Source organism: Pseudomonas sp. P42 (assembly GCF_017973755.1).
GTDB classification, from domain to species: Bacteria; Pseudomonadota; Gammaproteobacteria; order Pseudomonadales; family Pseudomonadaceae; genus Aquipseudomonas; species Aquipseudomonas iridis.
In genome coordinates this window covers 264,478-279,474 of the sequence record NZ_JACOPU010000001.1, presented here as the reverse complement: position 1 = coordinate 279,474, position 14,997 = coordinate 264,478, and the positions used below count along the sequence as shown (strand labels likewise).

Below are 14,997 nucleotides of genomic sequence, written 5' to 3'. Positions count from 1 at the left end.
TCCTACATAAAGCCTTACAACAAGAACCGTGGAGAATCGAATGAACCTGTCACTGCGTAAAGTTGCACTCGCCGCCAGTTGCGTGTTGTTCGCTGGCCAACTCATGGCCGAACCGAAGCGCCCGGAATGTATCGCTCCGGCGTCGCCCGGCGGTGGTTTCGACCTGACCTGCAAACTGGTGCAGAGCGCGCTGGTCAACGAAAAACTGCTGTCCAAACCGATGCGCGTCACCTACATGCCCGGCGGTGTTGGCGCGGTGGCGTACAACGCAGTGGTTGCGCAGCGGCCAGCCGATGCCGGCACGCTGGTGGCGTGGTCGAGCGGTTCGCTGCTGAACCTGGCGCAAGGCAAGTTCGGGCGCTTCGATGAGAGCAACGTGCGCTGGCTCGCGGCAGTCGGCACCAGCTACGGTGCCATCGCGGTGAAAAGCGATTCGCCCTACAAGACCCTCGACGATCTCGTTCAGGCATTGAAGAAAGATCCCGGCTCCGTGGTCATCGGTTCCGGCGGCACCGTCGGCAGCCAGGACTGGATGCAAACCGCACTGATCGCCAAGGCTGCCGGGATCAACCCGCGCGAACTGCGTTACGTCGCCCTCGAAGGTGGCGGCGAGATCGCCACCGCGCTGCTCGGCGGCCACATCCAGGTTGGCAGCACCGACATCTCCGACTCCATGCCGCACATCCAGAGCGGTGACATGCGCCTGCTCGCAGTCTTCTCCGACAAGCGTCTCGACGAACCGGAAATGAAAGACATCCCGACCGCTCGCGAGCAAGGCTACGACATCGTCTGGCCAGTGGTTCGCGGTTTCTACCTGGGGCCAAAAGTCAGCGATGAAGACTACGCCTGGTGGAAGGATTCGTTCGACAAACTGCTGGCCTCCGACGACTTCGCCAAGCTGCGCGATCAGCGTGAACTGTTCCCGTTCGCCATGACCGGCCCGGAACTGGACACCTACGTGAAGAAGCAGGTTGCGGACTACAAAGTGCTGGCCAAAGAGTTCGGCCTGATTCAGTGATCGCCTCTGTCTAGCGGCCGCAGCCCCCGTTCGCGGGGCCGCGGCACAGGAGTTTCCCATGCTCTTACAACGCATTTTCGCTTCGGTGCTATTGCTGGCCTGTGTCGGCCTGGCACTGATGGCGTGGCCGTACCAAGCGGCTTTTTCCTACGAACCGGTGGGCCCGCGCGCCTTCCCTCTGCTGATGCTCGGCCTGATGGGCGCAGCGCTGCTGTACATGGTGTTCCGCCCGACGCCGATCGAACACACTGAAGACGAGCCGCCACTGGATCGCCAGACCCTGACCAAGATCAGCATCTGCGTCGTGCTGTTGCTGGTGTTCGCCGGCCTCTTCGAACCGCTGGGCTTCATTCTCAGCAGCATGCTGATCGGCATTCCGATGGCGCGCCTGTATGGCGGTCGCTGGATGCCAAGCGTCGTGGTGACCACCCTGATGGCCATCGGTCTCTACCTGCTGTTCGACCGTGTGATGGACGTTCCGCTGCCCCTCGGCCTGCTCGACGTTCTGGAGAACTGATATGGATACTCTTGGCTATTTGGGCCAGGGCTTCGGCGTCGCGCTGAGCCCCTACAACCTGGTGACCGCGCTGTGCGGCACGCTGATCGGCACCGTTGTCGGCCTGTTGCCGGGCCTGGGCCCGATCAACGGCGTGGCGCTGCTGATCCCGATCGCATTCGCCCTCGGCCTGCCGCCGGAGTCGGCATTGATTCTGCTGGCGGCGGTGTATCTGGGCTGCGAATACGGCGGCCGGATCAGCTCGATACTGCTGAACATTCCGGGTGAAGCTTCCACCGTGATGACCACCCTCGACGGCTACCCGATGGCCCGCAAAGGCATGGCCGGTGTGGCGCTGTCGTTGTCGGCGTGGAGTTCGTTCATCGGCGCCTTCATCGCCACCTGCGGCATGGTGATGTTCGCCCCGCTGCTGGCGAAATGGGCGATTGCCTTCGGCCCGGCGGAATACTTCGTGCTGATGGTGTTCGCGATTGTCTGTCTCGGCGGCATGGCCGGTGATCGACCACTGAAGACCTTTATTGCGGCGTTGATCGGTTTGTTCCTGTCGACGGTCGGCATCGACGCCAACAGCGGCGTGTACCGTTTCACCGGCGATAACATTCACCTGACCGACGGCATTCAATTCGTCGTGCTGGTGCTGGGCCTGTTCTCGATCAGCGAAATTCTGTTGCTGCTGGAGAAAACCCATCGCGGCCAGGAAGCGGTGAAAGCCACCGGTCGAATGATGTTCAACTTCAAGGAAGCGGCGTCGGTGTTCACCGTGAACATCCGTTGCGGCCTGCTCGGTTTCATCATGGGCGTGTTGCCGGGTGCCGGTGCGACGCTGGCCAGTGCCGTGGCCTACATGACCGAAAAACGCATCGCCGGTACCAGCGGCAAGTTCGGTGAAGGCGATGCCCGTGGCCTGGCCGCCCCGGAAACCGCCATTGGTGCTTCGGCTTGCGGCGCACTGGTGCCGATGTTGACGCTCGGCGTTCCGGGTTCGGGTACCACGGCGGTGATGATCGGCGCGCTGTCGCTGTACAACATCACTCCGGGGCCGCTGTTGTTCCAGCAACAACCGGACATCGTCTGGGGCCTGATCGCCTCGTTGTTCATCGCCAACATCATGCTGGTGATCCTCAACATTCCGATGATCCGCATCTTCACCCGCATCCTCGCCGTGCCGAACTGGGCACTGGTGCCGGTCATCGCGATCATCACCGGCATCGGCGTCTACGCGGTACACGCGACCACCTTCGATCTGTTCCTGATGGTCGGCATCGGTATCTTCGGTTACATCCTGCGCAAGCTCGACTTCCCGTTGTCGCCGGTTCTGCTGGGTTTCATCCTCGGTGGTCTGATGGAGCAGAACCTGCGTCGCGCGCTGTCGATCTCCAACGGCGCACTGGAAATCCTCTGGTCGAGCCCGATCACCTTCGGGGTCTGGGTACTGACCGCGATCATGTTGCTCGTGCCGCTGCTGCGCATCTGGCGCAAACGTTCGGTCGCTCGGCGCGCTATCGCCGATGTTTGATCGGCTGTCGCTAAAGTCCTGGTGGGGAACCCCGCTGGTCGGTCTGCTTGGCGGTTACCTCGCCAGCCAGATCGGCTGGCCGCTGCCGTGGATGGTCGGCTCGTTGCTGGCGATCATCCTCGTGCGCTGCCTGACTCCGTGGCAACTGACGGAAATCCCTGGCGGGCGCAAATGCGGCCAGTGGATCGTCGGGATCGGCATTGGCCTGCACTTCACCCCGGTGGTGATGGAGCAGGTGCTGAGTCATTTCGGTTTGATCTTCTTCGGTGCGCTGGTCACCAGCTTATCGGCGGTGGTTGGCGTGTGGTTGATGCGCCGCACCGGTGAGGACCGCGCCACGGCGTTTTTCTCCAGCATGCCCGGTGGCTCCGGGGAGATGGTCAACCTCGGCGCACGCAACGGCGCAATGCTCAGCCATGTTGCGGCGGGGCAAAGCTTGCGGGTATTGGTGGTGGTGCTGTGTGTGCCGGCGGCGTTCAAGTACTTGCTTGGCGAAGGCACGCCAATTTCTCATGCCGGCAGCGTCGATTGGCGCTGGCTGGCGATTCTGTTTCCGGCGGGCGCCCTGCTCGCCTGGATCTGGCAGCGTCTGCGCCAACCCAATCCATGGCTGTTCGGGCCGTTGCTGGTGAGTGCGGCGGTGAGCATCGGCTGGGATCTGCACATCGGCTTGCCCGATGGCGGCAGTCAGATTGGCCAATGGTTGATCGGCAGCGGATTGGGTTGTCACTTCAACCGGCAGTTTTTCAGGCGTGCGCCGTCATTCATGGGCCGCACGTTGATCGGTACGGCACTGACCATGTTGATCGCAACCCTGGCGGCGTTGGGACTGAGCGCTTTAACGCATCTGGATCTGCGTTCGCTGACGCTGGGCATGATGCCCGGTGGTATCGCCGAGATGAGCCTGACGGCGGAAACCCTGCAACTGTCGGTGCCGCTGGTAACGGCGATGCAGGTGATGCGGCTGTTGTTTGTGCTGTTTCTGGCGGAGCCGTTGTTCAAGTACTGGAATCGTAATCCCGAGTAACACCGCGTTGACTTCATCGCTGGCAAGCCAGCTCCCACAGATTATGTGCACACCGCAAAACCCTGTGGGAGCTGGCTTGCCAGCGATGGGGCCCTTCAGGCCAACATCAAACGGGCGGCAACCGCCACTCAATCGGCGTCTCGCCATTCTGCTCAAGAAACTTGTTGGTCCGGCCGAAGTGCCCGCATCCCAGAAAGCCACGATAAGCCGACAGCGGCGACGGATGCACCGAGGTCAGCACCAGGTGCTTGGTCGCATCGATCAGCTTCTGCTTGCTCTGCGCATGAGCGCCCCACAGCATGAACACCAGATGCGGTTGCCGCTCGCTGACCAGTTCGATGATCCGGTCAGTGAAAAACTGCCAGCCCTTGTCCTTGTGCGCATTGGCGTTGGCGCGCTCCACGGTCATGGTGGTGTTGAGCATCAACACGCCCTGATCCGCCCAGCTCTGCAAGTAACCGTGGCTGGGGATGTCGATGTTCAGATCGCGCTTCAACTCTTTATAGATGTTGACCAGCGACGGCGGCGCTGGCACGCCCGGTTGCACCGAGAAACACAAACCGTGGGCCTGGCCCGGGCCGTGGTAGGGGTCCTGGCCGAGGATCACCACCTTCACTTTATCCAGCGGTGTGGAGTTCAGCGCATTGAAAATCAGCGGGCGTGGCGGATAGATTTCCTTGCCGGCCGCCTGCTCCTGCTGCAGAAAGTTGCGCAACTCTGCCATGTAAGGCTGGTCGAATTCAGCACGAAGTGCCTCCTTCCAGCTCGGTTCGAGTTTGATACGGTCGTCAGCAGTCATGGTCATACCCGGCAAAAACAATGGGGCGAACCCTAGGAAAGCCGGCCACGCTTGTCAATTGATCTGACGCAGATCCGGCACTTTCCCACGCAGCGATCATACTGATCGTTCAAATTTCCGATCGAGGTCACGATGAATCTGCACTTCGAAGAACTCTGCGGCACCGCCGGCGCCCGCATCGGTATCGCCAGCCTTGATGCTGAAAAATCGCTCAACGCGCTGTCGCTGCCGATGATCAATGCGCTGGGCGACAAACTGAACGCCTGGGCCAAAGACCCGCAAATTGTCTGCGTGCTGTTGCGCGGCAACGGCGCCAAAGCCTTCTGCGCTGGCGGTGAAGTGCGCAGCCTGGTGGAAGCCTGTCGCGCGCATCCCGGCGAAGTCCCACCGCTGGCAGCACAGTTTTTTGCGGCCGAATACCGATTGGATTACAGCCTGCACACCTATCCGAAACCACTGATCTGCTGGGGCCACGGTTATGTGCTGGGCGGCGGTATGGGTTTGTTGCAAGGCGCCAGTACGCGGATCGTCACGCCGAGCAGCCGTCTGGCGATGCCGGAAATCAGCATTGGGCTGTACCCGGATGTCGGCGCCAGTTGGTTTCTGGCACGGTTGCCGGGCAAGCTCGGTCTGTTCCTCGGATTGACCGGCGCGCACATGAACGGCCGTGACGCGATCGATTTCGATCTGGCCGACCGCTTTCTGCTCGACGAGCAACAACCGGAGCTGATTGAAGGCCTGCTGCAACTCAACTGGCAGGAACAGACCGCCATGCAACTCAACAGCCTGCTCAAGGCCTTGCAGCAGGAAGCTGCGGCGCAAATGCCCGAGGCACAGTGGCTGCCGCGTCGTCAGCAGATCGACGAACTGCTCGACGTCAGCGACGTGACCTGCGCCTGGAAAGCCATCAGTCTGCAGCGCGACAGCAGCGATCCGCTCATCGCCCGGGCAGCAAAAACGCTTAGCGAAGGCTCGCCGCTGACCGCCCATCTGGTCTGGGAACAGATTATCCGCGCACGGCACCTGTCGCTGGCTGAAGTCTTTCAGATGGAATACACCCTGAGCCTCAATTGCTGCCGGCATCCGGAGTTCAGCGAAGGGGTTCGGGCGCGGTTGATCGATAAGGATCAGAAACCGCACTGGCATTGGCCGGACATCAGCAGCGTGCCGGATGCGGTAGTTGAGGCGCACTTTCACAAGGTGTGGGAGGGGCGGCATCCGTTGGCGGATTTGACGGCTTACTGACTAAATCGCAGGCACAAAAAAGCGGCGCATCATGCGCCGCTTTTGTTGGCGGGTCAGTTACCAGCGATTGCCACGTCCGTTGTGGTCGCGCCGACCGCTGTGGCGGTCGTAATTGCCGCGACCGCGGTGGTCGTTGTCCCAACCGCCGCGACGGTGGCCGTCCCAGCGACCCCGATCATTACCGTGCCAGCGACGGCTCTCGTAGTACCGCGGGGCCGGTTGATAATAACGCGGCGCCGACTGGTAATAACGTGGTTGCTGATAGTAACGCGGCGCTGGCTGGTAGTAGCGCGGGGCCGAGTAATACGTGCCGCCAGTGTTGTAGTAAGCCGGTGCGGGTGATGTGTAGACCTCAGACCTGTAATAAGTGTCCGCGTACGAATACGGGGCACAACCGGTGACGGAAAACATCAACGCAGCAAGCAGAAGAATTCGTCGATACATGGCGGCCTCCTGGACCGCGGGTAGCCACACCAGCGACGCTGGCAGGCGTCAGTCTTTTATTCGGTGACTGACGAAAGATCAGACATCGATTTCCGAATCTGGTGCGACTCCGCAACAAGTTGAAACAAGTGATTATTAAACGCCACTATCCCCTTCAGAAGTGAATTTCCTCGCGACAGCGATTCAACGGCCAAATCGCCATTGACTGGCCTGCTGCATTCGCGAGTAAGCTCGCTCCCAAAAGGCCCTGCGCAATTTGCACGACTACAGGAACGAACATTCGCGCCGCCCATGGAGCAGTTATTTCCGCACAGTGCCATTAGAATGCTAGCCATCGGGCCACTGCCAACGGAACTGCCATGCCGCTTCGTTCTCCGCTGTACTCCCAACGTTCGTTGGTACTGACGCTGATCGCCCTGCTCGGCGCTGGCTTCCTCGCCACCTCGCTGCTGAGCTACTACGCCTCGCGCGCCTCGATCCGCGACAACATCGTCAACACCGAATTGCCGCTGACTTCCGATACCGTCTATTCGGAAATCCAGAAAGACCTTGTCAGACCTATCCTGATTTCCTCGATGATGTCCCGCGACACCTTCATGCGTGATTGGGTGGTGAACGGTGAGCAAAACCCCGAGCAGATGACCCGTTATCTCAATGAGGTCATGACCCACTACGGCGCCTACACCGCGTTTTTCGTCTCCAATACCACCCTCACTTACTACCACGCCAAAGGTGTGCTCAAGCAGGTCAGCGTCGATGAGCCGCGCGACGCCTGGTACTTTCGCGTGAGGGACATGGAAGATCCGTACGAGATCAATGTCGACCCGGATCTGGCCAACAAGGACAACCTGACGTTCTTCATCAATTACAAGGTCTACGACTACCACAACCGCTTCATTGGCGCGGCCGGCGTCGGTCTGACCGTGGACGCGGTGATCAAACTGATCGACAAGTATCAACAGCGCTATCAACGCAGCGTGTATTTCGTCGACACCTTCGGCCGACTGGTACTGACCGGTGCCGAAGGCGGGCCTGAAGGCGCGCATATCGGGCAAAGCCTCGCTGAAGTCGACAGCATGAAAAGCCTGGTCAGCCTGTTACCCAAACCCCACAGCGGCAGCTACGAGTATTCGACCCATGGCCAGGGGCACTTCCTCAACGTGCGGTTTATTCCGGAACTCAACTGGTACCTGTTTGTTGATAAACGCGAGGATGGCGCGCTGATTGAAATCCGCCAGTCGCTCTATCTCAATCTGCTGATCTGTCTGCTGGTTACGTTGATCGTGTTGGCGCTGCTCAATCGCGTGATCAAACGGTTTCAATCGAAGATCCAGGCCCAAGCCACCCTCGACAGCCTTACCGAATTGCCGAACCGCCGCGGTTTCGACCTGCTTGCCGCTCAGGCATTGCACGAAGCGCAGCGTGAAACCAAACCGCTGACGGCGCTGCTACTGGATCTCGATCACTTCAAGGTGTTGAACGACACTTATGGTCACATGGCCGGCGATCAAGTGTTGATCGGGTTTGCGCGGGATCTGCAAAGTTGCCTGCGCCATGCCGACATCGTTTGCCGCTGGGGCGGCGAGGAGTTCATCGTTTTGCTCAAGGACACCGACGGCGACACCGGCCAGAAAATTGCCGAGAAGATTCGCCAGCACATCGAACAACAGGAATATGCCTACAACGGCCATACCCTAAATCTGACGGTGAGCATCGGCGCCACCACCCTGCAGCGCGATGACACCTTGCACAGTCTGCTGTCGCGGGCCGATCATGCGATGTACCGGGCCAAACAAACCGGCCGCAATCGCACCTGCGTGGAAACGCCTCACTCGACCTATGCCTGAATCTGACGTTAAACCCGACCTCTGCCCGGCCTGCGGCGCCCGCAACGATTGCAGCCTGGCTGACCCGCGCACCGCCGACCGCGCCTGCTGGTGCTACGGCGTGAGCATTGATCCGGCGGTGCTCCAAGCCTTGCCGCCAGCACTGCGCGACAAATCCTGCCTGTGCCCGCGATGCGCGCAGGTCGAGGCGCAACTGCAAGCGGCCGGTCAGCCGATCCCGTAAGATGCGTGCCCCTTGATCCGTTGAAACCTGAACATGCGCGTCGACCGCTTCCTCAGCAATCTGCCCCGCTACAACCGTCAGCAGGTTCGCCTGTTGCTGGTGGAAAAGCGCGTGCGCGTTGACGGAAAAGTCGTCAGTGACCCGCACAGTGAAGTTCTTGAATTCAGCCGTATCGAAGTCGATGACGAAGTGTTGCAACTCGGCAAACCGGCGCGCTACTTCATGCTGCACAAGCCACCGGGCTGCGTCAGCGCCACTCGCGATCCGCAACATCCGACCGTGCTCGACCTGATCAACGAACCGGACAAGGATGAGCTGCACATCGCCGGGCGCCTGGACTTCAACACCACCGGGCTGATGCTGATCACCAACGACGGCGCCTGGTCGCGGCGCCTGACCCAGCCGCAAACCAAATTGCCAAAGGTCTATTACGTCGAGACCGAGCAGGAAATCGGCGCGCAATATGCGAGCACGTTTGCCGAAGGCATCTACTTCGCCTTCGAAGACCTGACCACGCAACCTGCGCAGCTGGAGCTACTCGGATCACGCTCGGCACGCCTGAGCATCGTCGAGGGCCGCTACCATCAGGTGAAGCGCATGTTTGGCTTTTTCAACAACAAAGTGCTGCGTCTGCACCGCGAATCCATGGGCCCGCTGCGGCTCGATGACGCGCTAAAACCGGGCGAGTATCGCGCTTTGCGCACCGAAGAGATTCATTTGTTCTAAGCACCCGACCGCTCAGCAGAAGTTGTCGAACAATTTACCTGCGGCACTTGCGCGATCCTGCTCCCCCTGCTTGAATCAGGACGTCGGCCGAAATGTGACCGACGAGTCACACCATACCTCTAAGAAACTTTTTGCCGGTCGTCAGCCCTCAGGGGTTGCGCCTCAGCCGGCAGACTGCCCGCCAATAACAATACCCGTCGACCGCAGTCATGGATCGACATGGGCCAAGCAAATTCCAGGCGTATGCCTACCTGTCACAAAGCTCGTGCAATGTCTATTTGCGCGCATACCCGCTTGCTTGCCAGGAGTCTTATGACATGAGGCCAGAAATCGCTGTGCTGGATTTACAGGGTCAGTATCGGGTTTACACGGAGTTCTATCGCGCAGACGCCGCAGAAAAAACCATCATTCTGGTCAACGGCTCGATGGCCACGACTGCGTCGTTTGCACAAACCGTGAAAAATCTGCACCCGCAATTCAACGTGGTCTGCTACGACCAGCCCTACGCGGGCCGGTCAAAAGCCCACAACCGTCACGAGAAACATCTGACAAAGGACGTTGAAGGGCAAATTCTGCTGGAACTGATTGACCACTTCGCCGCCGAACACGTGCTGTCGTTCTCGTGGGGCGGCGCCGCGACACTGGTTGCCCTTGCAAACCAGCCACGGCGCATCGAAAAAGCGGTGATCAGCTCGTTTTCGCCGGTGATCAACGCGCACATGCTTGATTACCTCGAGCGCGGCGTCGATTACCTCGGCCAGCGTGACGGTGATCGGGTCGGGCATCTGGTCAACAGCACTATCGGCAAACACCTGCCGTCATTGTTCAAACGCTTCAATTATCGCCACGTCAGCAGCCTGGCCGAGCACGAATACGGGCAGATGCACTTTCACATCAGCGACGTGCTGCACAGCGATCGTCAGTGCTATTTAAACGCGGCGAAGAAGATCAGCGTGCCGGTACTGTTTCTCAACGGTGAATGGGACGAATACACCGCCGCCGAAGATGCGCGTCTGTTCGGCAACCACGTGGCACAGAGCACCTTCACCACTGTGCAAGCCACCGGGCACTTTCTCGACATGGAGCACAAGGCTGCGTGCCGGGATAGCCAGAACGCCTTGCTGGGCTTTTTGAAACCGGCACCGCAGGCGAGCCGAACGCGTTACTCGTTTGTTCAGGATCAACATGCACTGGCCATTTGAAAGAGCGTCATCGCGAGCGAGCCTGCCGGGCTAACCGTTTTGTTTACCAGCCCCGCAGTGCTCGCTCGCGATTGACCGATTCAGCGCTGTAATGCCTTGCGCAAAAAAAGAAAAACTTCAAATTCCCCGCCGAGTCTGGTACAAAGTCAGCCGCTCTGAGCGGGTATAGTTTAATGGTAGAACAGTAGCTTCCCAAGCTTCCGACGAGGGTTCGATTCCCTCTACCCGCTCCACTAAAATTTTGTCTCACGTTGTTTTTTGACGGGAGATGCAGAACAGAAAAAACCGGCCTTGATGGCCGGTTTTTTTGTGCCCAAAAAAAGGTTATATCTGACATTTGAAACAACGCAAAAGCCTGCAACACACTCTCCATGCCTTCGTCGCCTCCCTATCTAGACTGCTTCAAACAACTGAGCGGATTAGCAACGGATGACCGCTCGGTGATTACATTGTTGCCCCTAGATCATCGGTAGGTATAGTACCCACCAAGCACACCACAAGAGGTGTTGTGAATAGCCGTTTTTTAATCGGTCAGCTCGTCGCAGACGGTTGGTATTTAGTGAGGATCAGAGGCAGTCACCACCACTTCAAGCATCCGACCAAGCCTGGACTGGTCACGGTGCCACATCCGACGAAAGATCTGCTGAAGAGAACGGCCATCAGTATTTTGAAGCAGGCGCTGCTTTGACTGGCTCAGTCAGCAACCATGGAGATCAACGAATATGCTCTATCCGATTGCGATTTCAATAGGTGATGAAGAACACGCCTGGGGCGTAGAGGTACCGGATATTCCCGGCTGTTTTTCGGCTGGCGACGATCTGGATGATGCCGTCGCCATGGCTCGCGAAGCCATCGAGGGGCATTTCGAGATTCTGGCCGAGGACGGCGCGCCGATTCCGGCTGCCAGTAAATTGGGCCTGCATGTGGCCAATCCGAAATACGCCGGATGTGCGTGGGCAGTGGTGGATATTGATGTCGTGAAGTATTTGGGAAAAGCCCAGAAACTGAACATCACGCTGCCTGGGCATTTGCTCAACCGTATTGATGAGTATGTCCTGCATCACCCGGAGGAGAAGAGTCGTTCAGGGTTTCTGGCTTCGGCTGCCTTGAAGGTGTTGCAGCAGGGCTGAGACGGTGATCGAGGCCGCCACCGGCGGCGTCGTGAATTTACAATGAAATCGTGCGCCAACATTACAGTTCTCCAACACTCAATCGGTTCTCACCTTGCGCCCGCGCCGCTAGCATTTACCCATCGACCACCACCCTCCCCCTGCGCGGCCATCGACGAATACGCGTCATCACTTTCGAGGGAACCCCATCGCGGCCACTTTGCCGCTGACGACCGAACTCAAAAGAGCACTCCCAATGACTCAAAACATCTACGACGATCCCGAATTCTTTCAGGGCTACAGCCAGATGAACCGCTCCATCGGCGGCCTCGATGCCGCGCCGGAATGGCCTGCGCTCAAGGCCTCGCTCCCCTCCATGCACGGTTTGCACGTGGTGGATCTGGGTTGCGGTTACGGCTGGTTCAGCCGCTGGGCCAGTGAGCACGGCGCGGCCAACGTGCTGGGGCTGGACGTCTCGGAGAAGATGCTGGAACGCGCACGCGAAACCACTTCGGCGACGAACATCCGTTACGAGCGCGCCGACCTGGAACAACTCGACTTGCCCGCGTGCAGTTTCGACCTGGCCTACAGCTCGCTGGCGTTGCATTACATCAAGGATCTGCCAGGACTGTTTGCTCACCTCTACGCAGCGCTGAAGCCGGGTTCGCATTTTGTGTTTTCCATCGAACACCCGATCTTCATGGCCCCGCGCAATCCCGGCTGGCTGATCGACAGCGAAGGTCGCAAGCGCTGGCCGCTGAACAGTTATCAGTTGGAAGGGGAACGGATGACCAATTGGCTGGCCGACGGGGTGATCAAGCAGCACCGCACGATGGGGACATTAATCAATTCGCTGATCGCCGCAGGTTTCACCATTCGTCATGTCAACGAGTGGGGGCCAAGCGATGAAGAAGTGGCGGCGCAACCGGCGCTGGCTGAAGAGCGGGAGCGGCCGATGATGATGCTGGTGGCGGTACAGCGCTAATTCTGGAGGGACAATTTAAATGTGGCGAGGGACTTTGCTCCCTCGCCACAGGTTTTGAACGCGCCTTCAGCGCGTCGCCACAATAAACAACCGCGGAAACGGCAACAGCACCGAGCCATCCGCCAACGCCGGATAAGCCTTCTCAACCTCAGCCAGATACCGCTCCAGATACTGTGCCCGCTCGCTTTCAGTCAGCGGACTCAGAAACGGAATCAGCCCACTGCCCTTGAACCACTCGACCACCCCGGCAGCGCCATCCGACAGCTGATGATGATACGTGGTGCGCCACACATCGACCCGCGCGCAGTGCGGTCGCAGCATCGAGAAGTACTCGCTGGCGCTCGCCATGTCCGTACGCTGCCCGGCAGCGTCAGCGAGTTTGCTTGCCCACGGGCCATTCGCCGCGACTTCACGCATCAAGCGGTGGGAGGGTTCATTGAGATTGTCCGGCATCTGAATTGCCAGACTGCCACCCTCCGCGAGCTTGCTCGCCAGCGCCGGCAGCAACGCCGCGTGATCGGGTACCCATTGCAATACCGCATTGGCAAAGATCACATCGAAAGGGCCTTCATCGGCCCATCGATCAATCTCGGCGACATCGAACTGCAACTGCGGCAAGCGCTTGCGTGCGGCCGCGATCATGTCTGCCGAGCTGTCCAGCCCACTGACTGTCGCCCCAGAAAAACGCTGCACCAGCAACTCCGTCGAGTTACCCGGACCGCAACCGATATCGACCACCGATCGCGCTTCAGCCGTGGGAATCGCCGCCAGCAGATCACGGGCCGGGCGGGTGCGTTCATCTTCGAAAGCGACGTACTGTTTGGCGGACCAACTCATTGCGTTCTCCTGTCATGGCGAAAAGCGAGTGCTGCCACGATACCGTTACTGGCTAAAACTCGCTCCCCTACCAACGTCGCGCAGGTTTCCTGGATTTGTAAGTAGAATTTTCACCAAGCCGTCAGTGTCTGAATTTCAGGCACCACACAACAAGGAACACGGCTATGAAATTCGCGAAGATTTCCCAGAAGCTCGCCCTGTGGGCCGGCAGTCCCAAGACGTTTATGGGGGCGTTGATCCTGATAGGTCTGTGGGGGATGAGCGGGCCGATTTTCAGCTACAACGACACTTGGCAACTGATCATCAATACCTCGACGACGATCATCACATTCCTGATGGTGTTCCTGATTCAGAACACGCAGAACCGCGACACCGACATCCTGCATCTGAAGATCGATGAATTGCTGCGGGTGACCAAAGAGGCGCAGAACGCAATGTTGGGGCTCGAGGCGCTGGATCTGAAACAACTGGAAGCCTTGCGCAGGCACTACCGGACGTTGGGCGAAGGTGAGGTTTTCAATCTCGAGGGGCTGGGCGAGCAGAGCAAGCCGAAGCAGGATTTGAACGAGTGCTGATTTAAAAGCAAAAGATCGCAGCCTGCGACAGCGCCTACACAAAGCACTGCCGAAGGCTGCGATCTTTTGATCTTTAACTCAAATCAGCGGCTGGCTTGCAGCGACCGAGCCATTTGCAGATGGTTTTGCAGTTTGGGCAAGGTCTCATCGGCGAAGGCTTTGATCTCCGGCACGGTGGTGGTTTGCGCCTCCTGCTGAATCTGCTGGATCGCCTCTTCAGTGGCTTTGACCTGACTGGCGGCGTACGCCTGATCAAAGGTTGCGCCGTCTTTCACTTCAGGAATCAGTTCCTTGGCCTTGTCGGCCATTTCTTCACGCGGCGCGACGGGCAGGTCGAGTTTTTTCGCAATCTTCGCCAAATGTTGATTGGCCGTGGTGCGGTCGTTGATGACGACGATGGTGAAATCCTTGACCTCTTTGGATTCGGTCTTCTGATGCGCCAAACGGCTGGCTTCGATGTCGGCCATGCCTTTGGCCGAAGCATCGTTGATGAATTCGGCAGGCGACTGGGCAAAAGCACTGCTGGCGAACAATCCCAACAGCGTGACAAAACTTAAACGACGTACCTGGGTGGCCATCCGGCTCATGGTCGCGCCCTCCTTCTTGCTGAATTCAAGCGGGAGCTTGCGCCCCCGCCTCTCAATCAAAACTACCTTCACCGACTACTTCGATTTCTGAGCAGGCTTGCGGCCCGTTTCTGTTTTCGCAGGCTCTTTATCGACCGTCGTCGTGGTGGTTTTCCCACCTTTGCGACCGGCTTCAGAAGCCTTCGTTCGATCGTTGGCGAAGTTTCCCGAGTTCGAGTTTCTTGAATTAGGCATGATTCTCTACCTCTTGGTATTGATCGTGGCGAGCAGGTGCCCGCCTAGATTGAGAATTTTCTCACCGGCAAAGGTTTAGAAAAATTGCCATCGCTGCGACGAACGG

The 14,997-nt window shown here is 58.8% G+C and carries 18 protein-coding genes and 1 tRNA gene; 14 read left to right on the top strand and 5 right to left on the bottom strand.

Annotated elements, in window-relative coordinates; all coding sequences use genetic code 11:
- The first annotated feature begins 40 nt into the window (after positions 1-40).
- The 4 genes from H8B20_RS01390 to H8B20_RS01375 are packed head-to-tail and all read left to right on the top strand — an operon-like array spanning position 41 to position 4,078.
- The gene (locus H8B20_RS01390; RefSeq protein WP_210622156.1) at positions 41-1,018 is read left to right on the top strand and encodes a Bug family tripartite tricarboxylate transporter substrate binding protein; all 978 of its coding nucleotides are present in this window, start codon (positions 41-43) and stop codon (positions 1,016-1,018) included.
- Positions 1,019-1,076: 58 nt separating this feature from the next.
- Entirely contained in the window at positions 1,077-1,535 is a 459-nt protein-coding gene (locus tag H8B20_RS01385; protein WP_210622155.1) for a tripartite tricarboxylate transporter TctB family protein, read from the top strand.
- A gap of 1 nt (position 1,536) precedes the next feature.
- Positions 1,537-3,051 (top strand): tripartite tricarboxylate transporter permease, encoded by a 1,515-nt coding sequence (locus tag H8B20_RS01380; protein WP_042558056.1) that lies wholly within the window; start codon positions 1,537-1,539, stop codon positions 3,049-3,051.
- Positions 3,044-4,078 (top strand): AbrB family transcriptional regulator, encoded by a 1,035-nt coding sequence (locus tag H8B20_RS01375; protein WP_210622154.1) that lies wholly within the window; start codon positions 3,044-3,046, stop codon positions 4,076-4,078. Before H8B20_RS01380 ends, H8B20_RS01375 begins: the two co-directional genes overlap by 8 nt.
- Positions 4,079-4,184: 106 nt before the next feature.
- On the opposite strand, the gene ung is transcribed toward H8B20_RS01375, so the two are convergent.
- Positions 4,185-4,877, bottom strand: a complete 693-nt coding sequence (gene ung / locus H8B20_RS01370) for a uracil-DNA glycosylase (protein ID WP_042561972.1) — start codon at positions 4,875-4,877, stop codon at positions 4,185-4,187.
- A gap of 132 nt (positions 4,878-5,009) precedes the next feature.
- Between ung and H8B20_RS01365 the strand changes: the two genes are divergently transcribed.
- Entirely contained in the window at positions 5,010-6,122 is a 1,113-nt protein-coding gene (locus tag H8B20_RS01365; protein WP_210622153.1) for an enoyl-CoA hydratase/isomerase family protein, read from the top strand.
- Positions 6,123-6,179: 57 nt separating this feature from the next.
- Here the strand turns inward: H8B20_RS01365 and H8B20_RS01360 are convergent, their stop codons facing one another.
- Entirely contained in the window at positions 6,180-6,566 is a 387-nt protein-coding gene (locus tag H8B20_RS01360; protein WP_042558053.1) for a hypothetical protein, read from the bottom strand.
- 359 nt (positions 6,567-6,925) lie between these two features.
- Between H8B20_RS01360 and H8B20_RS01355 the strand changes: the two genes are divergently transcribed.
- The 8 genes from H8B20_RS01355 to H8B20_RS01320 all read left to right on the top strand — a co-directional run bounded on the left by H8B20_RS01355 (position 6,926) and on the right by H8B20_RS01320 (position 12,658).
- Positions 6,926-8,413: a sensor domain-containing diguanylate cyclase gene (locus H8B20_RS01355; protein WP_210622152.1), complete on the top strand. Its 1,488-nt coding sequence runs from the start codon at positions 6,926-6,928 to the stop codon at positions 8,411-8,413.
- Positions 8,406-8,636 (top strand): cysteine-rich CWC family protein, encoded by a 231-nt coding sequence (locus H8B20_RS01350; protein ID WP_042558051.1) that lies wholly within the window; start codon positions 8,406-8,408, stop codon positions 8,634-8,636. Before H8B20_RS01355 ends, H8B20_RS01350 begins: the two co-directional genes overlap by 8 nt.
- 33 nt (positions 8,637-8,669) lie before the next feature.
- Positions 8,670-9,362 carry a pseudouridine synthase gene (locus H8B20_RS01345; protein ID WP_210622151.1) on the top strand — a complete coding sequence of 231 codons (693 nt, stop codon included), beginning with the start codon at positions 8,670-8,672 and terminating at the stop codon, positions 9,360-9,362.
- Between the two features lie 317 nt (positions 9,363-9,679).
- Complete coding sequence (locus H8B20_RS01340; protein WP_210622150.1) at positions 9,680-10,564, top strand: alpha/beta fold hydrolase; 885 nt, start codon at positions 9,680-9,682, stop codon at positions 10,562-10,564.
- 159 nt (positions 10,565-10,723) lie between these two features.
- Positions 10,724-10,797 (top strand) — tRNA-Gly (locus H8B20_RS01335).
- A gap of 275 nt (positions 10,798-11,072) precedes the next feature.
- Complete coding sequence (locus H8B20_RS01330) at positions 11,073-11,252, top strand: type II toxin-antitoxin system HicA family toxin (protein ID WP_042558048.1); 180 nt, start codon at positions 11,073-11,075, stop codon at positions 11,250-11,252.
- A gap of 34 nt (positions 11,253-11,286) precedes the next feature.
- Positions 11,287-11,694: a type II toxin-antitoxin system HicB family antitoxin gene (locus tag H8B20_RS01325; protein WP_210622149.1), complete on the top strand. Its 408-nt coding sequence runs from the start codon at positions 11,287-11,289 to the stop codon at positions 11,692-11,694.
- A 235-nt stretch (positions 11,695-11,929) separates the two neighbouring features.
- Positions 11,930-12,658, top strand: a complete 729-nt coding sequence (locus H8B20_RS01320; RefSeq protein WP_210622148.1) for a class I SAM-dependent methyltransferase — start codon at positions 11,930-11,932, stop codon at positions 12,656-12,658.
- A gap of 66 nt (positions 12,659-12,724) precedes the next feature.
- Here the strand turns inward: H8B20_RS01320 and tam are convergent, their stop codons facing one another.
- The gene (gene tam / locus H8B20_RS01315) at positions 12,725-13,495 is read right to left on the bottom strand and encodes a trans-aconitate 2-methyltransferase (RefSeq protein WP_047300060.1); all 771 of its coding nucleotides are present in this window, start codon (positions 13,493-13,495) and stop codon (positions 12,725-12,727) included.
- 164 nt (positions 13,496-13,659) lie between these two features.
- Here tam and H8B20_RS01310 point away from each other — a divergent pair, with 164 nt between their 5' ends.
- On the top strand, positions 13,660-14,070 hold the full coding sequence (locus H8B20_RS01310; RefSeq protein ID WP_042558044.1) for a low affinity iron permease family protein: 411 nt from the start codon (positions 13,660-13,662) through the stop codon (positions 14,068-14,070).
- 83 nt (positions 14,071-14,153) lie between these two features.
- Here H8B20_RS01310 and H8B20_RS01305 read toward each other — a convergent pair whose 3' ends face one another.
- A complete protein-coding gene (locus H8B20_RS01305; protein WP_042558043.1) occupies positions 14,154-14,657 on the bottom strand; it encodes a DUF4142 domain-containing protein in 504 nt (167 codons plus the stop codon).
- Positions 14,658-14,732: 75 nt separating this feature from the next.
- On the bottom strand, positions 14,733-14,891 hold the full coding sequence (locus tag H8B20_RS01300) for a KGG domain-containing protein (RefSeq protein ID WP_080762009.1): 159 nt from the start codon (positions 14,889-14,891) through the stop codon (positions 14,733-14,735).
- Between the last annotated feature and the right edge of the window lie 106 nt (positions 14,892-14,997).